We start from the raw sequence: 22096 nt of genomic DNA, 5'->3' as shown, positions 1-22096 counted from the left end.
CCTGATTATGGGTGTGAGTAGTTTTGAAGCAGTGAAATGGCTTCTGCATCTAGAAGGTAACTTATATTACTTCGTCTCGATTGAGATTTGTTCTGATATACTCAATCATGCAAACGGATGCCACTTAAGGACATTGCATTAAATGAAACAACAACTGTCGAAACGCTCATCAGTATGGCAGCTATTGCTGGTGTTAATAGAATGCCGAATGGGTAGTCAACTCCTGCTGCTAAGGGAATGGCAACAACGTTGTACCCAGCTGCCGATAACAAGTTCTGAGCCATTTTGCTGTAGGTAGCTTTCGCAAGTTTAAGCGCGTAAGTTGCATCAAGCGGATCGCTTTTAACTAAGATTAAATCAGCCGACTCGATCGCAACATTGGTTCCGGCTCCGATGGCCAGTCCTAAATCTGACTCGGTTAAAGCAGGTGCATCATTGATGCCATCGCCCACAAAGGCGGTCGGCTTCTCAGCTTTGAGCCGATGAATTAGCGCAGCTTTACCCTGTGGTAGGACACGAGCATAGTAGCGATCAATCTGCAAATCCCCAGCAACGGCCTTGGCAACTGCTTCGGCATCGCCTGTAATCATTACCACCGCACGTCCATTTTCTGTAATTTTACAACCGCTTCTCGTGCAGATGTGTGATTTAAAGGAAAAGATTGCCGTTGCGGCAAACAATTTATTTAAGTCACAATCATAAATAGGCAAGTCGATCGGCTAGTGATTGAAATTTACTTTTAGATGTCTGCGCTTCCTTAACCATACGCATAATCTGGCTCAGGTTGTTTGATCTCCGGTGCGAGTGACCTTGACTGTCAAAGCACCTTCTCCATTGACCGCTCCGGCGATCGCTTCATCATTGGCTTTTTTGACCACCGGGCGCGACTCTCCCGTGAGAAAGGCTTCATTGACGTTGGAAGTACCCTCGACGATCTCACCATTGATCGGGACTTGTTCGCCAGGACGAATCAGAATACGATTTGCGTGGCTTTTCTGAGGATGAGGTTTCTCTATAATTTTACTCGTAATACTGATAAAATCTCTCTGACTGGGGCTTTATGTGCTTCTAGCTTCTCTATTCTCTCTAATAGTCGTTTTGGAATATACTTGCACTTTTTAACAAGGCGATCGCCATCTTTCCAAAACTCGTAGTGATACCAAGCTTGGGGATAATCTTTGCCGTGAAGGGTGATGGTTTTCCACTGAATGGAGCCACTACCTAATCCTTTGTGTCGTCTAGTTTTACTAGGGCTATCAATACTTGGGGGTATCTCTGACTTTTCGACATCGTTACTAGGGTTATTTTTACTGGGGGGTATTTCTGACTGCTCGACATCGTTACTAGGGTTATCTTTACTGGAGGGTATCTCTGACTGTTCGACATTGTTACTAGGGTTATTTTTACTGGGGGGTATTTCTTTGTGTCGTCTATTTTTACTAGGGCTGTTTTCGATATCCCCCAGTAATGTGTTTTTACTAGGGCTAGGCACAACACCCAGTAATACCAAAATTTCTATAATTGGGCGCTTCTTGATCTCTGCTTCCTGAATATCCCCCTGTAAATGCTTGGGAATGTACTTAGTCTTCTTTCTCCCTTTTTCTTGCCAATGATAATAAGCCTGGGAATAGTCCTTTCCACCCCTAGTAATGGTGCGCCAATGAATAGTGCCGTTACCCTCACCCCAATTTCTGCGCTTTTTACTAGGGTTATCTTTACTGGGGGGTATCTCTATTTCTTCAAAACTTTTACTAGGGCTATTATTAATACCCCCCAGTAAAAATTCCGATACAGGAGGCGGATGGTTTCGACAGGAGTTTGAGGACTCCGATATTCCATCACCGCAAATTCTGTATAATTCCATAAGACTTGTCAAAAAATACCGTTGCTGTGCCTGTTTCACCGTGCCGTGCTTTAGCCATGATTAGCTCTAATATTCCTTGCTCTGTAGTGTCTGGGTTGTAGTACTCATCCCGGTAAGCGAGAATAATATTGTCTGCCACCATTTCTAAAATTCCCGATTGGCTAAGGTCGCTCATCATTGGGCGCTTATTCTGTCTGCCCTCAACTCCTCTAGATATTTGCGACAGTGCTAACACGGGTACATCAAGTTCCCCTGCGATTTTGTAAAGTCCTCTGGCTACATCTCCTAGTTCATAGCTGCGGTTTCCCCCAGAGTCCTCTGCCATCATTTGCAGGTAATCAACTACAACTAACCCCAGTTTTCCCTCTTTAGCCTTTATTTGACGGCATTCTGACGCAATTTGTGAAACGGTGATGCCCCTTGAGTCATTCATGTACAGCGGTAATTCTGAAGCAACACCGACGATTTTGGCAATGCTTGTAAATTCCCAGTCTGCTAGGGGTTTATTGCCTGAGCGATGTCTACGGATGCGATCGCTTTTTAGTGGCGTTAACTCTAAATGCTTATAGGCGTTGGTAATACTAATTAAACTCCACAGCCTGTACTCCAATTGTTTCTTTGTCATCTCCAAGGAGAAGATGACCACAGGTAGATTGTGGAGTAGTATCATTTGGAGGGCAAGAAACAGCGCAATTTGGGACTTCCCCATTGATGGCCTACCTGCAACTATAGTGAGTGTGCCGCTTTCAAATCCCACCATCAAATTATCCAGTTCATGAAGTCCTGTAGGGTAAATGGGGTTTCCTGAATTTAAATCCTCGTAAGCAGCAACGTTAATCGTGCTGTTATGTTCAGTATTTGAAGATAGAGTTTGATTAGATAATTGGAAAACTTTCTGTTCTGATTGGTCAAGGATTTGTGATAACTCAGTTTCTGTCTCGTAACCCAGATGTAGAATTTCATTTCCAGCCTTGATTAACTGTCTACGCACGAATTTGTCCATTACCAACTCGGCTAAGGTGTCAATATTGACAGCTGACACTGTGCGGTCTACCAGAGTTGCTAATTTATTTCTCCCGCCGATACGAACAAGTAAATCGTGGTCAGCCAACCAACTGGTGACTGCAAGCAAGTCTGTGGGTTTACCTTGAATGTGGAGCCGGGAAGCTGCTTGATAGATATCTTTATGGGCGCTAATGTAAAAGGCTTCGGGAACTAGGCGATCGCTCACCCTATCGATTGCTTCTGGATCAAGCATGATACCGCCTAAAATCGCCTCTTCCGCTTCAATGTTTTGGGGTGGCAGTTTATCAATCACGTCGCACCTCCAGTATTCTCAGCGAGATTTTGGCTTTGCGACTCTTCCCAAGCTCTTTGAGCCTGTCGCTGCCGTTCTTCAAGTTCTCGACGGAATTCGTCTCGAGCATTTTTTGTTTCAATTTTTTTGGCTTGTACCTGTTTTGAAGCCAGATATTTTTCGTAATAAACCTCCCAGCGATTTCTTCCGGCTTTGTTCTTGTGAGCTAACCAAGCCTCAATGTCATTCACTGGCTGGCTAAGATTTTTGGTTTTTTCCTCACAAAATTTCCAAAAATTCGCTCGCTCCTCTTCCGAGAGAGTCTTAATAAAGTCTGAATAAGTCTTATAAGTCTTAGGGCTTGAAGATTGGCTCTGGGTAGGGCTTTTGGAACTCGGTTGTTGCGTAGCGATCGCGTCTGTTGCGTCATGATCACGCTTGTTGCGTAGCGATCGCGCTTGTTGCGGTGAGGCAACAGTGTTGTCTGTAGGCAACACTGTTGTCTCATCGCAACAATGAAGACCCCCAGCTAAAATTTTGACTTGGACTTTCAGTAGTTCAAGGTCAATGAATCCCTTGTAATCTAAGGCTTTGAGAGCGCGGCTAACTGTAGAGCGATGTACTTCTTTATTCTCTGTTGACAGTTGCCTAGCTATCCCGGAAACAGACAACTCAACCCCGTCGCCATAAGGATCGAGAGTGCGAATGTAGTACAGCACATCTTTTTGTGCTGGCGTTAATTCTCGGCAGGCTTTCAGCCATTCTTCGTGCTGGAGTGGGTAAAACTTACCTTGAATTTTTGAACTGTTCTGTGTCATAATCACCTTAATAAGCAAGAAAAATTTCCAGCCCCTGTCCCCCCAGACAAGGGCTAACTTTTTAAATACCAGCCATTTGACACACAGCAATAGAGAGCAAAGCGATTAGCAACTTCAGGCGTTACTTGATCTATGCCGAAATTCTCTTAACTTGCGCCCTCAAAAGTGTCGCCAAAGCAAGTATTAGCCGAAGTTCTGCTCTACTGAAGAAAAGCTGATCTTATGTTTTCAGTCAGAACTGCTGTTGGCTTAATTTGAAAAGAGTAAGTCCCTTGTTATCATTGAATTATCCATAACTTTAAAAATCCTAATAGAGTTCTCTCTAAATATCGCATACTATAACAACTAACTAATCCTATAATTAGCTAGCAATGCAAAATTTTGTAACAGAGGAAACTTCTCTTTACCAGCAACTATTTGACGAGATGTTCGATAGATTCAACCTTTCGGCAAAGGTTGTAGCCAAGCAAGCTGGAGTTTCAGAGGTGCTAATTTCCAGATTTCGTAAGGGAAAAGCTGACTTGGGAACTAGAAAGTTTCTAGCATTGTTAGGGGCTGTTCCCATAGAAGCACGGGAGTGGTATTTGTCTCAGCTGCTTGGGGCAAAGCCAGGTGTAAGCCTGCAAAAGCTTGTATCTGCTGCCTCTGCTGTAGAAAGAGTTGAAATCATCAATTTAATTGCCCATTCTTTCCTAGAAGAGCGAAAAACTACTGGGACAGGTGAATTGATATCATCAGCAGTATGATCCATAGCAATCCCATGATATGAGTGAACATAAGGGATATTATGTGGACTTGTTGCTTGCTCACATCCAATTTTAAAGCGATGTGATTGGATAATCTCCATGTTCGTCAGTCCAAAATACTTGCATCGTAAGGATTTTGTGTGGAGATGGTCAAGTGCTTTGAGGTATAAACTCATTGCCCACATAGTTCATCTTTTTTAAGATGCTGCCACTCTAATTCAATTGGGTTCATCTGAGAGCAGTATGCGGGCAAAAAAAAGATGTACAAACCCATCTGTTCCAACTTTGACCATAACTGCTGAACTTCCCGACATCGATGTATTGGACCGTTGTCCTGCACTATTACTCTAATGCGACCAACTTTCTGGGCATTAAAGGCTTCATGTTCCATCATCTGGATGTAAGGTTTACGACCAACACCCCCGATAACCAGACCGTAAATAAAACTTATTATTGGTTGAAAAAACCCGATAATGCTTAATCTACGATCACGACGCTTAGTTTGTTCCAGACGTTTTTGCTCACCTCGTTGGTAATAGGTGTAACCAGGCTCACTCCATGCACAAAACCCTGATTCGTCTAAATAGTTTAGGTCTATTTCTCCAGTAGAGCAGCTAATTCCATCAACTGATAGGCGTGGATTTTTTATTTGACCAATGTTCCTGTATGCCTGAATTGTTAGAAATAGAAATTAGCCCACACGTTTATATGGACGGTTCATTATTGATTATCCCAATGAATAATCATACTGTTACATCACGTTATGGTTGGTACGTAGAGAAAATAGCGGCTCACTTTAATTGGACTGCACAAACGGTGCGAGAAGTTTTGCATAGATGGGAAAAGCTAGGGGTGGAGGGGCTTTGGGAAAAAGCAGGGCGTGGAGGGAAACAGAAGTGGGCGGAAGGTGACATAGTTTTTTTAGAAGAATGTTTGAAGAAGGAACCACGTACATATAACAACGTCCAATTAGCCCAAAAGTTAGAACAAGAACGTTCAATAAAATTAAGTCCTGACTGGTTAAGGCAGGTACTTAAAAAAAGGGGGTGATTTGGAAACGAACGAGAAAAAGTCACAAAGGAAAGCAAGACCCAGTATTACAACAAATCAAACAAGCAGACTTAGAAATGTTGGAATTGTCTGCGGCGCCTGGAGAAATCGACCTAAAATATCTGGATGAATCAGGATTTTGTGCTTGGAGTGAACCGAGTTACAGTTATTATTTTCGAGGTCAGCAAAAAAGCTTAGAGCAGAGTAAACGCAGGGGACGAAGGTTAAGTATTATTGGCTTTCTTCAACCCCTAATTAGTTTTGTGTATGGTTTGGTGATTGGCGGCGTTTCGCGCAAATCCTATATCCAAATGATGGAGTTTAAAGCGCTTGAAGCCCAAAAAACAGGACGCATCAGAGTAATCGTGCAGGACAACGGCCCAATACATCGGTGCAAAGAGGTACAACAATTATGGTCAAAATGGGAAGACATGGGTTTGTACATCTTTTTTCTACCTAAATATTGCTCGGAGATGAATCCAATTGAACTGGAGTGCTTGACCTGAAAAAACATGAACTTGCCTCGAAAAGTTTTGAGGATGAGTTAGACCTTGCTTATGCTGTGATTGATGGAGTTCAAAGAAGAGGAGAAAAGGGGAACTACAGTACACAACGTGTAAAATTTAACTCTAATTCTTCTGCTTAATTTTTTGTTACATACCTATAAATTTTCTCCCCGACTTACTTAACCTCTCACGGATAGATTAGGGTTAACTTAATCGTTAACGTTGATTTTCTTAGCCAATGTCTGAAATTTGCGTTGTTCACCAGCTTGTTTACGCTGTTGATAACGTTTTCTAGCTTGGTTTAGTACCTCTTGCAATAATTCCTCATTTTCTGAGCAGACAATAAATGCAGCTTCTAGGAAAGTATCTCTAGTAATTTTCTTTACATTGCAAAACGTATCTAGCTTGGTATCAATGTCCTGTTCTAACCTGATTGTTCGCCTGATGATCTGGGTTAACTCTAACTGCTGTTCTTGATTAGAAGTGCTTACCTTATCGTTTATTACTTCCTCACTATCTAAATCCGGTTTTGGTTTCTCAGATAAATGACTAAATTCAGTAATTTCGTCATTTAGTAAGTTATCATGTTGTACTTTTACAAGTGTTGTATCCCGTGCTGGAACACTTGGACGTGTCTTTTTCTTAAGGCGCTCAAAAACATCAGACATTCTTTTGTAACCTCTCGATAATTTGTTGGAAGGGAGTTTCGAGTTGTTCAAAGCCTAGAGAGGACAAACTTACACCTTTATCTATGGCCTTTTTAAATTGTTCAGATTCTAAAATTGAAGGTAAAACGACTATTTCTTCGGCAATTGTTCGCATTGCACTGATACTCGCCTTACTTTGTGCGACTTGGTTTTTACCTACCCATTTATCTCTGAATGGCAAGATGCCAAGCACTATCCCTGAAAAAGCATCAATTTCTTGAAGTTCCTCAACTAAACTCAGAGTTCGGATCAGAGAATTTACACCTTTGGATGATGCTTCTACAGGAATGATGATATGGTCAGCTGCCCCCAACGATGTAAGGCAGATTTGCGATCGCTGAGGTGGCGCATCAACAATGCAATATTGGAATAAATCTGATACCTCTTTTAAGCGTTTGCTCAAAACAATAGCTCCCATACCGCTCCCGGACAAAAATTCTTGAGCATTATCTAATCCATCATCAGCAGGAATTAACCATAGGTTTTCTCCGATTTCGTAAATACCGTCTTCAGTATTTATCTGTTTTTTGAGAACTTCTAGAAGCGTGGGTTGATTCTGCTGAACTTCGTGCCCCAGGTAAAAAGTTAGGTTCGCTTGGGGATCGGCATCAATCATCAGTACACGCTGTCCTGTTTGAGCAAGCATTCTACCCAATAAGATTGCAACAGTTGTTTTTCCCTGGCCACCGGACAAGGATGCACAAGTAAGAATTAACATTTTACTGACTACCAGCAGCATGGTGTAAATTAGTCAATATCATAATGCATAATGTTATTTTTCAGTTATTTAGTCATTATTTAATTTAGTCATTTATAAATGACTAAATTGTGCTTAACGCTATCTAGCCATTTCTTTAGCTCTTAAAAAGTCTTGCTCTTCGAGAAGATAGCTGTAAAGATAGATTTTTGTCCCGTTTGGTTGTTGCTTATTTTAGTCAAGACTGAATTTAGTCATTCTGAAATAACTAAATTTTATAATGATGCAATCTAGTGAACCAGTTTTATTTTATTCAAGAAATAAAACTTCAAAATGCCGCTGGGGGCTGTATAGGGGCTATATGTACCCCAAAAATGATTAAGGACTTCGATGAGTATTTGACACCTATATAGGGTATATATGGGGTCTAAGTGGGGTATATTTGACTGTTAGACACTTTATACCCCACTTAGCCCCCAAGGGGGTATGATAAGCTCTCAAGGCTGGAGAAAAAAGAGGTAGTCATTTTATTCTTCACTCCTCTGCTCCCCCATATCTCCTCAACTGATAACTTTTACAAATTGAACCGTATTACCTTTCCCCCAATGCCGAACGTTCATACCTTACAAAAAATTTTTCCTGCTGGCTTTGATAACGGTTATGGAAGCCTAAAACTTTTAGTCGATGGCTTTGAAGTAGTTCGTGTCCCCAGCTATATAACCAATGCCGAGATGGAAGATGTACCCGGACGAGTACTTTTTAACGGTACTGCCTACACAGTCGGAGAATCAGCTTTCCGTACAGGTTATCATTTTGACCGCAACACAGACAATAATGAAAATAAAGTCAACAACGCATTATTGACTTTATTCGGTGCGTTGGCACATCTGCCACACCGTAAGGCTTGGCACTTAAAATTAGTTGTCAGCTTACATGATGTTGGCCTGGCTGATGAATTGCAAAAAGTACTAAATGGAGAATATCAGCCAATACTAGCTGGCAAACAATCAGAGGTGAAAGTAGAAGTGCTGAAAGTAGTACTAGAAGGGATGGGTGCATTGTTTGGGCATCAACTGCCGAAAAAATTAACCATTAGAGCCATCTACAGACTCTAAACCAGAGGATTCTAATGACCAAACCTTCAGCCTTGATTTTGATTTGTAAAGGAAAAATATGGCTTCCGTGAGGTTGGTCAGCTCGTGCTGTAGTCTTAGAGTCAGCGCCCAAGGATGTCACCAGTCGAAGTTAGAGAGCTTTTCACCCAGACATTTTGGTTGTGATAAAAATCACCACGTTGTTCTAATGTAAACCACCCAGCAATAATCCCAACCATACTTCTACATCGGCATTTTTAATCCACCTTGGAGTTGAGTTAAAGAAATCTCATCTTCAAAATGAACAATGTATTGAGCGATGTCTACGACGGGCTATGACGCTCGATGACTCGCTACCGCTTCTCTACGAGACGCTGCGCGAACGCTATCGGCGTCGCACTTTGCCATTTTTGTACATCTTCATCTGATGCCAGCTTGTGGACATCTTTTAAACTCGTCACCTCATCAAGCATTGCCAAAACATTCGCTTTCTCGACGGGTGCTACTACAAAATCACCCACATTCCGCAGGTGCGATCGCACCTGCGGAATGTGGGTTAAAATCCGACACAAGCTGAATTTCAAAAATTACATTCGACTCACCCAAATAACTCCCGATGCTGATAAGCAAATCGAGAAACATCCAGACTAGCCACAGGTTTAGCATAAATAGCCTGATTGCGAATTGCCTGTATCTGTTCTGACTCTCGCTCCATAGCTGGTGTGAATTCTTGTCGCTGTTTCAGCAAATCCTCAAACTCAATTTCCCCTGGTCTATCTTGATAAAAAGCCTCCTCAGCACAACGACGGACTGCATTACCAATTTCTGCCGGACTGCAAATGCGATATTCAGCCAACAGTCTACGCCATTGATCATCGCTCCAAGGTGAGTTATTGTCTCGAAACGCTGGAAAATACTTAGCTAGATGTAGATTGAAAACTTCATATCTTGCCCCTTCATGGGGTAAATCCACAAAAAAGATATCATCAAAACGGCGCACTAATTCCGCAGGTAGCATTGACAAGCGATTGACAGTAGCAATGGTATAAACTGGCTCTTGATGCTCTTGCATCCAAGTCAACAAAGCCGCAGATAGCCGCCGTGCTACACCTCCATCTGCATTGGAGTCCCAGCCAGCAAAGCCTTTATCAAAGTCATCCCAATAAAGTACGCAGGGAGAAAGGGAAGTCACCAAAGCAATAAACTCCTTTAATGCTCTGTCGGGATGAGAATCACCCAGTAGTACACCCCAATTAGCTGCTAACAATGGCAATCCCATTTTCTTAGCTGCTAACTTGGCAGAAAGACTTTTACCAGTACCCGGTGGCCCCCATAAGAGCATTCCAGTGGGAAACTTCAATCCATATTGCTTTGCTTGAGGTTGAAGTAGACAGGTAATAGTTTCCAACCTTTTCTCCAACAAATCTAATCCCCCGGCTGAAGGTACATCCGGTTGAGCAATGTACTCTAAACCCCGACCCCGCAGTTTCCTAACTTTATGCTCTAGGACTAATTGGGCGATTTCCTCAAGCCGCTTTGTAAAACCCAGACATTGCTGTAGTAGCATATTTATCTCGCCTATGGGTAAACCCTGACAGGCAAGAAAGAGCAATTGCAGTGCTGATGTTTTTTCTGTTGTCTTTAACCAAGAATTGCGATCGGCTACGGCGAGGTAATCGCGATCTGCGCTTCTCTGCGAGACGCTACGCGAACGCAGCAGCGCTTCGCTATCGCACTCCGCAAACTGCTGAAGCCGGGGATGACTACGCCCAACCCAGGCATCATAAAACTGCTCCACAACTATCTGCACCTGCTGTTGGTCTGGAAGTGGATTTGACAGTACAGGAATAAAAGGCTGTAATTCTAGAGGTAGTTGAACGTAAGTTTCCAATAACACCCAGTAATGATGTTGCTGACTCCAGAGAGCTTGATGACAGGCATTGAGTAATTGATAGCTACATTTTTGACTTATTTTGCTAGCATCACCCTCATTTAGCATTCCCTCCAGTAAATAAATACCTGGTTGATATTCCTCCAGAAGATACTGAATAATATCTCCGTCTTTACCCCTGTCAGTTGACTGTAAGATGTACTGACCTTGATGCTGAATTAATTGCTGTAGTCCACTGTAACCAGGATTCCAGACAAAGACTGACAAAGAACGTTCTTCACCCCAATGGTAAAACTGCTGCAATATCTGGATTATGTCAGGCGTATGATACTCCACAGCCACAATTGGAGTATTTTGGTTAGCTAGAGCAGGCCAGTCTGTTAACTTCATAAATCTGACTTCAACAACTTACTTTCCCCTTTTAGAGCAAATTTATTACTGATGCTTTAGCCACACGGATAATTATTACTAACGGATTGGCTATATTTCTTGTGTGAAAAAGAGCGATCGCCTCCAGTACAGTGTTAATTTCGGAAACTGCTCCTAGTCCGCTTCTTTATCTCTTAAAAGCATAAATTTGTCGCAGCAAAGACAGGTTTGAAATCGCAAAAAAATGAAATTGAAATGGATGTGAAAGCCGCGATTGCGGCAAGGAGGTGAAAAATTTACTTGATTAAAGGAAGCTGTAAAATGGCGTACGCAAAGCGCTCCGAAGGAATCGCTAGAGCTAGAACCAATAACAACAATCGCAACGGAGCTAATGCTAAAACATCTGCCAAAACCAATGGCACATCCGCTACAACTAAATCAAAGGTAGCGAATGCTTCACCACAAGAAGAGGCATTAGCATTGTTGAAGGAATTGCGGAACCTAATCTTCAAGGAATACGGCGTTAAGTTGCAGCTACGGGATTCGCGTGTTTCAACTAAAATCGGTCATGCAGCCCGTGAAAAACTCGGACTTGATATTGCAGCCCAAGTCAAAAAGAAAGGTGGTAACAAAAAGTTTGATTGGCAAAAATGGAATACCAAATTATTTACTAAATTGTTTGGGCAACCAGATGCACTCAAATATGCACCAGAAGTAGTGGCAATTTTCATGAGTATGCTGTATGACACTATCAGCACTGACCCAGAGCAAGCAATAGCAGATTTAGTGGAATTCAACCGCGCATCTCTGGAACGTCGTAATTCTTTCCAAGAACAAGAAGAGGAAGAACTTGACGATTTAGATGACGAATTGGACGAAGAACTGGATGAAGATGAGGAGGATATTGAAGATGAACTCGACGAAGATTTAGATGAAGATGACGAATTAGATGAAGAAGATGAGGACGAGTAAATAACTCCGACTTATTCTCAGTAATTGACAGAATAATAACCCAAAATAACCTGTATTGTTTGAGGCAATACAGGTTATTTTTTTGCCAAATAAAGAATTGAAATTGGAGCGAATTGCATCTTCCGATGCTGTTTCTATGAGAAAAATACTAAATATCAAGGAGTAATTCTCATGGTTAACGCTAACGTTCGCAAAACTGCTAAAGCATCACGCAAAATTGAAAGGCATATTCCTGCTTTAGAACGAGTAATGACTTATCAGGAAAAAGTACATCTGATGGTCATTGAAGTATTGCGGGAAGAATCAGGAAGAGAATTAGCAGCAGCAGCCAGATTTAACGGACAAGAGTTTGATTGGGACAAACACAATTTCCAATTCCGTAAGGACTATGTAAATACACCATTAAAAGAACTGGTGAATTATGCCCGCAAACTTTACGGCTTGAATAATCTTGATGAAATTCGAGATAGACGTGCTTCTCATAAAGCTGCTCGGTCTAGACGCATGGACGGACTCAATGGTTTAAGTAGCAACTCTGATAACTTGATAAATGACGATTTTGAACAAGATGAAGATGACGAAGATATAGAAATTGACGATTAATTACAATGCCCTGAATTATCTAATTCAGGGCATTCTATTTCCCACCCACCCGCAGACAACAAACATAATTGAATGCAGCGATTGCTGCTGAATTGGAGAAATTTAAAAGTGAACTCTAACTCAGAAGGCATCTGTCGATGCTATTTAGGTGAGATGTAGCAATTCGTTAATCAAAGGATAATCAAATGATTCAAATGACTCGTAATCAGGAACAAACAAAAGCGTTGGATCAAGTAATAGGATATCAGGATAAAGTGCGATTAATGGTACTGGAAGTTTTACGTGAGGAATCAGGCAGAGAACTTGCTGCTCAAGCACGTTTTAATCAGCAAGAGTTTGATTGGAACGAACATAACATTCAGTTTCGCCAGGATTATAGCGAAACTCCCATCAATGAACTACTAGCATACGCCAAACGTCTGTATGGACTGAAAGATTTGGATGCAGTACGGGAGCGGCGCAAAGCTCATAAACAACAACGTACAGCTAGATGGGCTGAAGCTTCATAATTACCTGCTGGTTCTGACAGTAGCCCCACATTTTAGTGGGGTAACTTTTTTGCCCACCCACCCTCAACCGTAAAAGCTTTATTTTACCGAAGATGCAACTTCGCACCCCACCCCGCCAAATGTTGTAATTGTCCGACTGGAAAGCTTACTAGTCATTAACTCATTAATCTGCTGGTTTGAAAGTTGAGTTGGCTTGACTTCGACTGTGGGTGCAGTTCCTCCCCTGTTGACTTGAATAATGGAATTAGCCCAATAAAACTGCTGCTGGTCAGGTTGGGAATAAACAGGATAACAGCCTTTCGAGGCGATCGCCAATTTATGCTCTACGCTAGAAACTGATGGCAGAGAAATACCAGCACGAACTAATTTTGCCTCTCCTACTGGCCCCCACAAACGTAATTGTTGATTGACACAACGTTTTCCATCCTTGAGAGGGGCAATGATGTTGCCACAAACTTTAACATCCACATCATACATCGGCGGATAATCAGGCACAGTTTGAGCTTGAGCTTGAGTCGTATTCCTCTCATCCTTGCCACTGACATTTACAGTAGTAGGGGTACAAGCTGTAACTATACCTCCTATTACCAGCAGCCAAAGCCAGTTAACTTTGCAGGTAAACATCTGCTGAATCCTCTTCTACGATTGAGAAATTGACAACTAATTTTTTAACTTAAATCCCGTCCATTTTGAAACCTGGAGTTTTTAAGGAGAGTGTATTATTCTTTCGTCGCTTGAGTTCTGAGCTTTACTCTAATTCCAAAAAACTGTGATTTTCAAGGTAGACGCGGTTTAGATACAAACCGACGCTGATTGCTAGGTGATGTCCATAACGTGCAGAACCCGGATGAGGCTTTTCTGCTACTTGCTCCAATTTCCAGTGTTACCCCCAAACGCTTAACATCCTTAGCACAAACAAGTTGACCGTTTTGATCGCGACTCAGCAAATCTTGATTCCATTGCATTAGGTTGTGAGCAAACTTACCTTCATTACTGGTTGCCCATTCCAAAGCATTGGCTTGGGCTTGTGTGAGTTGGCGTGGCCCAGCAGGATCTAGATGACTGGATTGATACCAAGACATTCCACCTACACTTACCAATCCACCCACTCCAGCTGCAATTAATAGCAGTATTCCCGCAGCAATTAAAGAGGGAACTGAATGAATAGCACGCTCAAATTCAGTACGCCTAATTAATCCTGTTACAGCCTGAGCGATCGCTTTTTGTTGACCTTTTACTGCTGCCTTTTCATATGTCTGGAGATGGTCATAAAGCTGCGTTTGCCATAGGTCAAACATTGCTTCCATTTCTTTGGGATTGTCTTCCAATAGGACTTGTAGCCTGCCAGTAGCAATCATCATCAGAAATGCTGGATCATCAGGGTCAAGTCCGGTTTGGACTACTATTTCCCAAACCCTAGCTTTAAATGAATCATCTTTACCTCGAATGGCTAAATCTAGTAAAGTTGGGTAAGGAATTTGGCTCAGTCCTTTGCCTCTAGCGGCTACTGAATCCAAAAACTCATCATCTAAATCGAGTTCTTCAGTGTGAGAATTACTCATATCTGTATTTGCTTTTAGCTAATTAGCGCCCTCGTACCCTACACTCATTTGGTAATTTGATTTGATGGTGGAAGATGTCACCGAAACAGTGCTGAATGCTGAATGCTGAGTGCTGAGTAATTAGTCCTGAGTAAAAAAGTAAAATTAATTGCACAGGCTAAACCCCCCGCTATTCATGTACACGACTCCTGAATTAGATTACTTCTTGGTAGCAACCTTGCCGTTGACATTAGCATCATCAACTTTTTCTGTTGGGGAAGTAATTGAAGCTGCTGGAAGATTCCAAATTTTAGCTTTCTCAATTTCCTCAGAAGCTCTTTTGAGAAAACTGTGTAATCGCTGCTTACCCAATACACCTAACTCTCCATAATCTCTAGCCGCAGAAAAATTTATTTGATTGGCATCGAGGATATCCCGCTCTCGATAGCTGAACTTGGGAAAATTGATGACAGCTACTTTATAAGCTTTGATTAAATCCTGTAAATCCTTACGTCCATCTACATGTTTCCAGTCATCGCATAAACCATAATTGCGTACAAATATGTGCTTAATCTTGTTCTCAAAGCGTTCGAGAGATTGCATAAATAATTGAACGCTGTCATATCCACCACTACAAACAAACCACTTATATATTTTGACCTTATTTTTCCCAGTAATTTCTAGGATTTGATTCCGCTCAATCCAATCAGTTACTGCTGGGTATACTTGAGCAGGTAAATTGACAATGACAGAAGTTGTTAGTGCTAAATTAAAAATTTCATCAGCATCGTAAGCTTTACGCTCTGATTCGCTAAAAACTGCTGTTTTATGATTATCTGGGTAAAATGCGCCCACATCTGGATTACTTTTGTCTGCTTCTACCAACTCATAAGAAAGTTTATTGTCAATGCAGTATTGCACCATAACCCGTGCAAACAAAGACTTGCCAACTCCACCTTTTTCACCATCCATGAAATGAATTGCTGCCATCTTAAATCTCCTTTCTGATTTGACTAAATGTGCATTAATAAATACTTAAATATTCTCAAACATATCGTCTGTTTCATCATAGAAAGACCCCTCACCAGGAATGAAGGAATCAGAATCTATTTTGTGTTTTGGCTGGTTGTCACTATTACTACTGCCATTGCCTTTAGTTTTACCTTTAGCGCTAGCATTACTATCATTTTCATTATCAATACCACCGCTATTACCAATTTCTAGACCGAACATAGTAGCAAGCGTTTGAGGATTAGTCATAGTGCTGAGAGGTACAGGTAAAACATCACTTGATTTATGCGGTAATCCTAGTTCCATTCGCAAATAAGCCAAATGTTGCTCCAGGGCATGACAACAAATTAACCCTACCTGACGCACCTCTTTATCACTAATTTCTACATCCGCATTTGCTTGAGCTTGATATGCTAAAGGCAACCAACACATTCGTAATGCCTGTAACACCATCTCTTTGCTAGTACTGACCCCATTTCCTTTTTGCAAATATATAATTAGCTTGGCATCAACAGTATTTGAGTAAGCGCGAAGCCGAAGAGTCAAATTTTTATATTGTCTTTGTCTGTCAGTATCAGTTTGTTCAGGCAGTCTGCGACTAGCGCTACTACTGGGCTGTCTATTATTGTCATTATTTTTGGGTTGTTTTTTATTTGTAGTCATCTACCTTCTCGATTTGCGCTCTAAACCGCATAAACAAACCAAACGCATCAATCAACCTAAACGACAAAGCTTCCTGCTCTCGGAAAGTATGGCAATAATCATTACTTTTATCCTTGAATACTTCTTGTACCTGTTGCTGTAAGTCAGCACCCCAATAAGTTGAAATTTCTTGAAAGCACTCTTGTAACTCTTGCTCTAAGTACAATGCTGCGCCACCACTCAAAATCACCTCGTTCACCGCAGGTAAAGTTGATTCCAGCCAATCGTAAAGCCTAGACCAATACTCAGCTTTAGCAGTAGCAATGGCATTAACAATCATCTGCAATTCATAATCAAGATTTTTAGGTTCTCTGCTTTTCACCAGAGTGCGAATTGCTTGGTTATCAGTTGTGATATCTGAACCAGCTGCATAGATGGCAGAGGTCAAAGCAGTGGCATCCTGTCCAGATGTGCGCTCAATTACTCGCTTTACCATTTGGTGAAAGCCCAGCCCATTAGTGTAACCCGCCGTCATCTTGCCCCGTTCAAATAATAGAAGGCTGGTATTGCGATGCCCGAACATTAGCACTGCAATGGTTTGAGCATTAAACCATTCTTTACCATTCTGGCGTTGCCGAATCATTGCTAATCCCGCACCTTCGGGTAAGCACTCGAATCTCTCCAGCTTCACCCGCAACCTTTGACCCCGAAACCTAAAATCTTTGAGTGCAGCCTGCAACTGTTGCTCAAATGCTTGGCGATTTTGATATTCACCATAGGGCAGTAGTGAGGTCAGTGATAGTGAAAACCTGTTAGGCAATTTGTTGTGTTGAGCGATCGCACCAATAACCGCCAAGGCTTTATGAATTGAGGTTTCGTACTTGAGCTTATCGAGTCTGGCAGATGCTGAAAACTGCCGTGCCAGGAATCCAACTACCGTACATTGTGTATCACCATCCGCAGGACTTGACACCCAGGCTTCATCTACTGGTTTAGGAGATTCCAGACCCTTGCGACTCGACATATAAGCGTCAATCGAACTTTGAGGCAATTTCAGCATCTCTGGTTCCATTGTCATCAAACATGGTTTGCCTTCAGTTACTAGTTCGTAAACAATCTTGGTCAAGGAAGCACCAGGGTCAAAACTGACTATCAAGTTTGACATTGACTGTGGTTCACCTAAAAGCTTTCCTTTAAGTTAAGTGCAAATATAAATCATGCCAATCTACCCACTGACCATTTTGATAAGGCGAAAAATTAGCCCATTGGTTATTTTTTTGCTGCATTTTCTCAAGTAGTTATTTTTATGCTATCGAATTCAAAAATACGCCACTCAAATGCCAATTCAACGCCACTTAAGCGTCACTTGATCGCCAATTTAATCCCAATTGAGCGCCAATTCAACGCCACTGCATACATTATGTATATATTATTTTTATCAAGAACTAAGCTTATTGACAATAAAATGGTCAAAAAATGCCAATTCAGTGCCACTTAAATGCCAACTCAAGGCCACTGATGTTTTTAATTTGAGTAGCCCAAAAAAACCTTTGGTGAGTAGCAAGCTATGTTGCTGTCCGGACATTTTTTCTGGGGAGAAAAAACGCACCCCCAGGTGCGGCAACAAACTTGCCCTCTTTTCACGGTTCCCCTACCTAAGTAGGTCAACCACCGTGACAGAGGGGAAGATGATACGAAAATTCTCTCTGGGAGTTCAGTCTGGAAATTTCTGCAAGGTTTGGGTGGATTAGCTTTTTAATTGCGCGATGGGCTACGCCTTGCCGTAGGCGATCGCATTTCATTATCTCGCATCGCATCTTGGCATCGAACCAGAATCGTAAGTAACCGCTTGGTCAATGACAAATGATACTGCTGTCGTCAAACTTAAAACAGCTAATGACTAATGCATCAATAATGCGACAGAAACGCTCACACAGGATAGACATTAGACTGACTTTGGCAGAATACGAGAAAGCACAGTTAATGGCAGATGAAAATAATCTCACTATGAGTGAGTTGTTTCGTGCCAAGACTCTGAAAAATAGATTGCCCAGGCGTGTCACCAAAGTAGCAGGTCAAACTTACTGGGAGTTGGGGAAAATAGGTAACAATCTCAACCAAATAGCTAAAGCAATCAATACTTCAGTACTCATGGGAGAACCTGTGGTCGTAGATAGAGCGTTGTTGTCACAGATAAGAGATTTGGTGAAACAGGTGCGGCGAGAGATTGCTGAAATTGATTTAATCACTGATTTACAAGATGAAGGATGATTGGCAAGCACATTAAAGGTAAAAGTTTTCGGGGACTGCTAAACTACCTCTTTGGCAAAGATGGAGCAAAACAAATCGGTGGGAATATGGAAGGAACAAACCCACGCGAATTAGCAGCTGAATTTGGTATATCTCGAAGATTAAACCCGAAGGTGAGCAGGGCTGTTTATCACGCTTCTCTCAGTTTGGCCCATAAGGAGAGTTTAGATGATGATACTTGGGATGAAATCGCCCAGAAGTATCTGCAAGCAATGGGTTTTGATATGAACCAATATGTCGTAGTGCGGCATACTGATCGGACTCATGAACACATACATATTGCTGCAAGTCGCATTCAATTAGATGGCACTACAGTTTCTGATAGCTGGGACGATCGCAGAAGTGAAGCGGTAATTCGCAAGTTGGAGCAGGAATACAATTTGCAATCGGTGCAACCAAGTTGGGAAAAAGATAAGCACAGTCCAACTACTGGCGAACGTAGGCAACTTGCCAGAACTGGAGAGGAAAGCGTTAGAGTGAGACTCCAGCGATCGCTCGACCAAGTAACCCACGACCATCCTACTATGCCAGAGTTAATAGAGCGAGCGCAACAACAAGGTGTTAATGTCCGTGTTGGTTATACTCGCACAGGCATTGTCAAAGGCATTAGTTACCAACTTGATGGTGTGGCTTTTAGTGGTACGCATCTGGGTAAAGCATATACCTTTCCTGGTTTACAAAAGCATCGAGGTGTAAACTACAGTCCCAAGCGGGATGACAAACGCATCCAGAAACTCATGGAACAAGCTATTGAAAATCCCACACTAGCAGTGCCTCCAAAACAGGATGATAAACGTATTCAGAAATTTATGGAGCAAACTGTTGAGAATCCGACGCCAGCAGTTACTCAAACAAACTCCTTGCCTATACCAGAACCAACAAACTGGGAGCAAATACGCCTAAACTTAAGCCAGCAGTACAATTTACCCAATTCTCTGCTCACAGAATTGTATGAAAAAGGTTGGCTCTATGCAAGTCTTGCAGGTCAAGCAATATTTGTGGAACGCACACTCGACGATCTTCCAACTCTTGCCAGGCAGCTAGAACCAACAGGTGACTTCACCGCTATTCCCCTGAACTCTGAAGCGAGGAAAAATGGTAGTTTTTGGATTGCTACAGATGCCACAGTAGAAAGAGCAGTGCTACTAAGTGACCCGATTGAAGTTCTCTCTGTCATTGCCTTAGAATCAACTGTTGACAAAGAAAAGCGCAAACCTACATTGTATTGGAGTGTAGGCGATAGCGAGCAAATACCTTTAGAATTTTTGCGATCGCTCGATACAGTAGTCATCGCTTTTAAAGATAATGAGAAAGTTGAGGACTTGGTATTTGGGCTATTGGCTGAACTACCCCAAGCTAAACGAGTTTCTCCCGGTAAAATTGGTTGGAACAGGATGATTTCTAGCAATACCCAACAGTTAGAGCTAAGACGATCGCTCCCCTCTCAGAGTTTAGAGATTTGATTTTAAAAAAGCTTACCACCAGAGGGAAGCGGAAAACTTGTATAGTAGATATTCACCCTGGGTTCGCTCAGATACTAGCTGGCAAATTACAAGCCAACGCCGAGTGCTATGTTTCCAGAGATACGAGCAATACTGAGCATCTGACACGGTTCATGGCAGACAAGATTCTACCATCAGCCTACAAGCGAATAGGTTTTAGAGATGTCCGCACCCATTCATTTCGCAGAGCTACATTTTTAAGATAAAAGCCTACCTGGATAAAGGTTTTAATTTGAGTACGCTTTCCAAATTCAAGTTAGATTTTTATATTGATCGGAGTACTATAAAACAAAAACATATTCAGAACCTCAAATCCAATTGGGTGCTAGTTAAAATCGGTGAGAGTTAGCTATTATTTCGCTAATAGATTTCCAGTAAGTTTCAAACATAACTTCATGTTCGGCTTTGGAAATTTCAAAATGAGGTACTTCAGCCCTTTTGATTCCGTGTAAATAAGGAGAAATTAGCATCTGACCTTTTGCTTCAGTTCCATCGATACAAGTAGCAGACATATAAGGATAACTAGAAGAAATATATATTTCAAACTTTCCTGGCAATCCTAATTTATCAAATTCTGCTTGCAAAGCTTTCACAGCATTGAGAGAAACCCTGATGCGGTTGTTCAGTTCTAATTCCCCTCTGTCTTGAGCATATTGCTTAGTAATTTCACAATCAGGGTCAAGAAAAATATATTTAAATACAACACCTTTTCTTAGCAACTCTAAAATAGGTTCCTTGAATTCACGAGATGGTCTTTGCTCAAAATATCCAACAAAAGAACGGTGTGAAATTCCTAAATTTACTACTTCATATTTAGCTCTCAAAAGTATATCTACTTTTTCCGAAATACTTGGTCTACCGCTCTCGTATAACTTAAAACCAGCTTTGTAATCTGGAAATTTAGCATTTAATAAATCTTCAAGTTCTGTTAAAAAAAGTTCGTGCTCCTCTGATTTAATTAACTTTTCATAAAAAAATGGTATGGCAACTGCAACAGCTAAAAATGTACCAATATCTTTAGTCGCATCCCAAAAAAAACCTACTTTTCCTAAAGCAGTTAGCCTAAGCAAAATACCTACAAGAAAAACTATTACCCCTGCAAGACCGTAATACCTGCCCAGAAGTCGCTTCAGAGGACTTTTAAAATCTTGTCTTGACTGATTCGGCATTCTCTCTTATATATCTCTAAGTGTTTAGCTACTTGTCACTGTAACCATAAGTTCGCCGCTTTTGAAAGCATAACCTGGTTCTTGTCAGCTTTTGGTGATCAATAGTGGGTTGGTTTAGGCAGAAGGCAGAGGGCAGAGGGCAGAAGTCAGAAAGAAGAAAATTACAGAAAGTCCTGCGCTGCAAGGTTTACAGAATCTCTACATCACAAGAAAAGTTTTCAAGTTGGATCTGAGTCTTTGTCACAAGTTCTACGACGACAGGCAAAATCTTAAAACCCTTCTGCCTTCTGCCTCCTGCCTTCTGCCTTAAAGTGCGTAACCTTTCATCATCACCAAAAGTTGCCAAGAACCCATAACCTGGTTCTTGTCAGCTTTTGGTGATCTTGGCTGGGGGAAGGCAGAAGGCAGACGGCAGAGGGCAGAAGGAAGAAGAAAGGAAAAATTCCCACAATTGAATGAAGCCCAGCATGGATTATAGAACATCTGCATCACTTGAAAGCCGTAAGCGATCGCAAGAATGAAGTCACAAATCCCACGCCCGGATAATAAAACGTTTTAAAACCTTCTGCCGTCTGCCTTCTGCCATCTGCCTTAAAGTGCGTAACTTTTCATCATCACCAAAAGCTGACAAGAACCCATAACCTTGCCACAGGACAAGCGCAAAGGCTTGATTTAACGTTCCGCGATAACTTCGTTAAGCTTCGCTAACGCAGTCAAAGCATTTGGTTTTGAAAGCATAAAGTGGTTCTTGGCAACTTTTGGTGATCTCGGTTGGGGGAAGGCAGAGGGCAGAGGGCA

The 22096-nt window shown here is 41.7% G+C and carries 25 protein-coding genes and 1 pseudogene; 10 read left to right on the top strand and 16 right to left on the bottom strand.

The features are described 5' to 3' along the window. Nucleotides 1–101: 101 nt before the first annotated feature. The 5 genes from VB740_RS19905 to VB740_RS19885 all read right to left on the bottom strand — a co-directional run bounded on the left by VB740_RS19905 (nt 102) and on the right by VB740_RS19885 (nt 3979). Nucleotides 102–710: an HAD-IC family P-type ATPase gene (locus VB740_RS19905; RefSeq protein ID WP_323201648.1), complete on the bottom strand. Its 609-nt coding sequence runs from the start codon at nt 708–710 to the stop codon at nt 102–104. Nucleotides 711–779: 69 nt separating this feature from the next. Next, nucleotides 780–935, bottom strand: coding sequence for a hypothetical protein (locus tag VB740_RS19900; RefSeq protein WP_323201688.1), 156 nt, complete (start codon nt 933–935; stop codon nt 780–782). 77 nt (nt 936–1012) lie between these two features. Continuing rightward, nucleotides 1013–1864, bottom strand: a complete 852-nt coding sequence (locus VB740_RS19895; protein ID WP_323201647.1) for a hypothetical protein — start codon at nt 1862–1864, stop codon at nt 1013–1015. After that, nucleotides 1839–3182 (bottom strand): replicative DNA helicase, encoded by a 1344-nt coding sequence (dnaB, locus tag VB740_RS19890; RefSeq protein WP_323201646.1) that lies wholly within the window; start codon nt 3180–3182, stop codon nt 1839–1841. Before dnaB ends, VB740_RS19895 begins: the two co-directional genes overlap by 26 nt. Further along, nucleotides 3179–3979 carry a MarR family transcriptional regulator gene (locus VB740_RS19885; protein ID WP_323201645.1) on the bottom strand — a complete coding sequence of 267 codons (801 nt, stop codon included), beginning with the start codon at nt 3977–3979 and terminating at the stop codon, nt 3179–3181. Before VB740_RS19885 ends, dnaB begins: the two co-directional genes overlap by 4 nt. Nucleotides 3980–4350: 371 nt before the next feature. Here VB740_RS19885 and VB740_RS19880 point away from each other — a divergent pair, with 371 nt between their 5' ends. Next, nucleotides 4351–4725 (top strand): XRE family transcriptional regulator, encoded by a 375-nt coding sequence (locus VB740_RS19880; RefSeq protein ID WP_323201644.1) that lies wholly within the window; start codon nt 4351–4353, stop codon nt 4723–4725. A gap of 172 nt (nt 4726–4897) precedes the next feature. On the opposite strand, the gene VB740_RS36825 is transcribed toward VB740_RS19880, so the two are convergent. Further along, entirely contained in the window at nt 4898–5323 is a 426-nt protein-coding gene (locus VB740_RS36825) for a transposase (protein ID WP_416290241.1), read from the bottom strand. A gap of 68 nt (nt 5324–5391) precedes the next feature. Here VB740_RS36825 and VB740_RS19875 point away from each other — a divergent pair, with 68 nt between their 5' ends. Next, nucleotides 5392–5775, top strand: coding sequence for a helix-turn-helix domain-containing protein (locus VB740_RS19875; RefSeq protein WP_323201643.1), 384 nt, complete (start codon nt 5392–5394; stop codon nt 5773–5775). Continuing rightward, nucleotides 5772–6281, top strand: a complete 510-nt coding sequence (locus tag VB740_RS19870; protein ID WP_323201642.1) for a transposase — start codon at nt 5772–5774, stop codon at nt 6279–6281. Before VB740_RS19875 ends, VB740_RS19870 begins: the two co-directional genes overlap by 4 nt. A 209-nt stretch (nt 6282–6490) precedes the next feature. Here the strand turns inward: VB740_RS19870 and VB740_RS19865 are convergent, their stop codons facing one another. Beyond that, entirely contained in the window at nt 6491–6949 is a 459-nt protein-coding gene (locus tag VB740_RS19865) for a hypothetical protein (RefSeq protein ID WP_323201641.1), read from the bottom strand. Further along, nucleotides 6942–7706, bottom strand: a complete 765-nt coding sequence (locus VB740_RS19860; protein WP_323201640.1) for a ParA family protein — start codon at nt 7704–7706, stop codon at nt 6942–6944. Before VB740_RS19860 ends, VB740_RS19865 begins: the two co-directional genes overlap by 8 nt. Nucleotides 7707–8290: 584 nt before the next feature. Between VB740_RS19860 and VB740_RS19855 the strand changes: the two are divergent. After that, nucleotides 8291–8779: pseudogene (locus VB740_RS19855) on the top strand (ParM/StbA family protein); the annotation flags it as partial. 353 nt (nt 8780–9132) lie between these two features. On the opposite strand, the gene VB740_RS19850 reads toward VB740_RS19855, so the two are convergent. Together VB740_RS19850 and VB740_RS19845 are read right to left on the bottom strand one after the other, a co-directional pair. Beyond that, nucleotides 9133–9363 (bottom strand): hypothetical protein, encoded by a 231-nt coding sequence (locus VB740_RS19850; protein ID WP_323201639.1) that lies wholly within the window; start codon nt 9361–9363, stop codon nt 9133–9135. 14 nt (nt 9364–9377) lie between these two features. Beyond that, nucleotides 9378–11060: an ATP-binding protein gene (locus tag VB740_RS19845; RefSeq protein ID WP_323201638.1), complete on the bottom strand. Its 1683-nt coding sequence runs from the start codon at nt 11058–11060 to the stop codon at nt 9378–9380. 300 nt (nt 11061–11360) lie between these two features. On the opposite strand from VB740_RS19845, the gene VB740_RS19840 reads away from it, so the two are divergent. From VB740_RS19840 to VB740_RS19830, 3 genes are all read left to right on the top strand, one after another. Further along, nucleotides 11361–12011, top strand: coding sequence for a primosomal protein (locus tag VB740_RS19840; protein WP_323201637.1), 651 nt, complete (start codon nt 11361–11363; stop codon nt 12009–12011). A gap of 171 nt (nt 12012–12182) precedes the next feature. Then, a complete protein-coding gene (locus VB740_RS19835) occupies nt 12183–12614 on the top strand; it encodes a hypothetical protein (protein ID WP_323201636.1) in 432 nt (143 codons plus the stop codon). A gap of 185 nt (nt 12615–12799) precedes the next feature. Then, nucleotides 12800–13123: a hypothetical protein gene (locus VB740_RS19830; protein ID WP_323201635.1), complete on the top strand. Its 324-nt coding sequence runs from the start codon at nt 12800–12802 to the stop codon at nt 13121–13123. A 78-nt stretch (nt 13124–13201) separates the two neighbouring features. On the opposite strand, the gene VB740_RS19825 is transcribed toward VB740_RS19830, so the two are convergent. From VB740_RS19825 to VB740_RS19805, 5 genes are all read right to left on the bottom strand, one after another. Continuing rightward, nucleotides 13202–13747 carry a hypothetical protein gene (locus VB740_RS19825; protein WP_323201634.1) on the bottom strand — a complete coding sequence of 182 codons (546 nt, stop codon included), beginning with the start codon at nt 13745–13747 and terminating at the stop codon, nt 13202–13204. 152 nt (nt 13748–13899) lie between these two features. Further along, nucleotides 13900–14685 carry a DUF6753 family protein gene (locus VB740_RS19820; protein WP_323201633.1) on the bottom strand — a complete coding sequence of 262 codons (786 nt, stop codon included), beginning with the start codon at nt 14683–14685 and terminating at the stop codon, nt 13900–13902. A 198-nt stretch (nt 14686–14883) separates the two neighbouring features. Continuing rightward, nucleotides 14884–15654 (bottom strand): mobilization protein, encoded by a 771-nt coding sequence (locus tag VB740_RS19815; RefSeq protein ID WP_323201632.1) that lies wholly within the window; start codon nt 15652–15654, stop codon nt 14884–14886. Nucleotides 15655–15699: 45 nt separating this feature from the next. Next, nucleotides 15700–16338, bottom strand: coding sequence for a hypothetical protein (locus VB740_RS19810; RefSeq protein WP_323201631.1), 639 nt, complete (start codon nt 16336–16338; stop codon nt 15700–15702). Beyond that, nucleotides 16325–17482, bottom strand: a complete 1158-nt coding sequence (locus tag VB740_RS19805) for a ParM/StbA family protein (RefSeq protein ID WP_323201630.1) — start codon at nt 17480–17482, stop codon at nt 16325–16327. Before VB740_RS19805 ends, VB740_RS19810 begins: the two co-directional genes overlap by 14 nt. Nucleotides 17483–18213: 731 nt before the next feature. Here VB740_RS19805 and VB740_RS19800 point away from each other — a divergent pair. From VB740_RS19800 to VB740_RS19790, 3 genes are read left to right on the top strand one after another with little or no spacing between them, the layout of a single operon-like run. Continuing rightward, nucleotides 18214–18588, top strand: coding sequence for a plasmid mobilization protein (locus VB740_RS19800; protein WP_323201629.1), 375 nt, complete (start codon nt 18214–18216; stop codon nt 18586–18588). Further along, nucleotides 18585–20090 (top strand): relaxase/mobilization nuclease domain-containing protein, encoded by a 1506-nt coding sequence (locus VB740_RS19795; protein ID WP_323201628.1) that lies wholly within the window; start codon nt 18585–18587, stop codon nt 20088–20090. Before VB740_RS19800 ends, VB740_RS19795 begins: the two co-directional genes overlap by 4 nt. Then, nucleotides 20087–20335: a hypothetical protein gene (locus tag VB740_RS19790; RefSeq protein WP_323201627.1), complete on the top strand. Its 249-nt coding sequence runs from the start codon at nt 20087–20089 to the stop codon at nt 20333–20335. Before VB740_RS19795 ends, VB740_RS19790 begins: the two co-directional genes overlap by 4 nt. Nucleotides 20336–20458: 123 nt before the next feature. Here VB740_RS19790 and VB740_RS19785 read toward each other — a convergent pair whose 3' ends face one another. Next, on the bottom strand, nt 20459–21298 hold the full coding sequence (locus VB740_RS19785; RefSeq protein WP_323201626.1) for a DUF5919 domain-containing protein: 840 nt from the start codon (nt 21296–21298) through the stop codon (nt 20459–20461). Nucleotides 21299–22096: the final 798 nt, after the last annotated feature.

The organism is Nostoc sp. UHCC 0251 (assembly GCF_034932245.1).
In the GTDB taxonomy this organism is placed as follows: Bacteria; Cyanobacteriota; Cyanobacteriia; order Cyanobacteriales; family Nostocaceae; genus Nostoc.
The sequence above is the reverse complement of the archived record's forward strand: the minus strand, read 5'-3'. Positions and strand labels throughout refer to the sequence as shown.

Coding starts and splice junctions, on each gene's coding strand:
- VB740_RS19895 (WP_323201647.1), bottom strand. CDS start 1,864: ATGGAATTATACAGAATTTGCGGTGATGGAATATCGGAGTCCTCAAAC.
- VB740_RS19885 (WP_323201645.1), bottom strand. CDS start 3,979: ATGACACAGAACAGTTCAAAAATTCAAGGTAAGTTTTACCCACTCCAG.
- VB740_RS19880 (WP_323201644.1), top strand. CDS start 4,351: ATGCAAAATTTTGTAACAGAGGAAACTTCTCTTTACCAGCAACTATTT.
- VB740_RS19875 (WP_323201643.1), top strand. CDS start 5,392: ATGCCTGAATTGTTAGAAATAGAAATTAGCCCACACGTTTATATGGAC.
- VB740_RS19865 (WP_323201641.1), bottom strand. CDS start 6,949: ATGTCTGATGTTTTTGAGCGCCTTAAGAAAAAGACACGTCCAAGTGTT.
- VB740_RS19860 (WP_323201640.1), bottom strand. CDS start 7,706: ATGTTAATTCTTACTTGTGCATCCTTGTCCGGTGGCCAGGGAAAAACA.
- VB740_RS19845 (WP_323201638.1), bottom strand. CDS start 11,060: ATGAAGTTAACAGACTGGCCTGCTCTAGCTAACCAAAATACTCCAATT.
- VB740_RS19840 (WP_323201637.1), top strand. CDS start 11,361: ATGGCGTACGCAAAGCGCTCCGAAGGAATCGCTAGAGCTAGAACCAAT.
- VB740_RS19835 (WP_323201636.1), top strand. CDS start 12,183: ATGGTTAACGCTAACGTTCGCAAAACTGCTAAAGCATCACGCAAAATT.
- VB740_RS19830 (WP_323201635.1), top strand. CDS start 12,800: ATGATTCAAATGACTCGTAATCAGGAACAAACAAAAGCGTTGGATCAA.
- VB740_RS19825 (WP_323201634.1), bottom strand. CDS start 13,747: ATGTTTACCTGCAAAGTTAACTGGCTTTGGCTGCTGGTAATAGGAGGT.
- VB740_RS19820 (WP_323201633.1), bottom strand. CDS start 14,685: ATGAGTAATTCTCACACTGAAGAACTCGATTTAGATGATGAGTTTTTG.
- VB740_RS19815 (WP_323201632.1), bottom strand. CDS start 15,654: ATGGCAGCAATTCATTTCATGGATGGTGAAAAAGGTGGAGTTGGCAAG.
- VB740_RS19810 (WP_323201631.1), bottom strand. CDS start 16,338: ATGACTACAAATAAAAAACAACCCAAAAATAATGACAATAATAGACAG.
- VB740_RS19805 (WP_323201630.1), bottom strand. CDS start 17,482: ATGTCAAACTTGATAGTCAGTTTTGACCCTGGTGCTTCCTTGACCAAG.
- VB740_RS19800 (WP_323201629.1), top strand. CDS start 18,214: ATGACTAATGCATCAATAATGCGACAGAAACGCTCACACAGGATAGAC.
- VB740_RS19795 (WP_323201628.1), top strand. CDS start 18,585: ATGATTGGCAAGCACATTAAAGGTAAAAGTTTTCGGGGACTGCTAAAC.
- VB740_RS19785 (WP_323201626.1), bottom strand. CDS start 21,298: ATGCCGAATCAGTCAAGACAAGATTTTAAAAGTCCTCTGAAGCGACTT.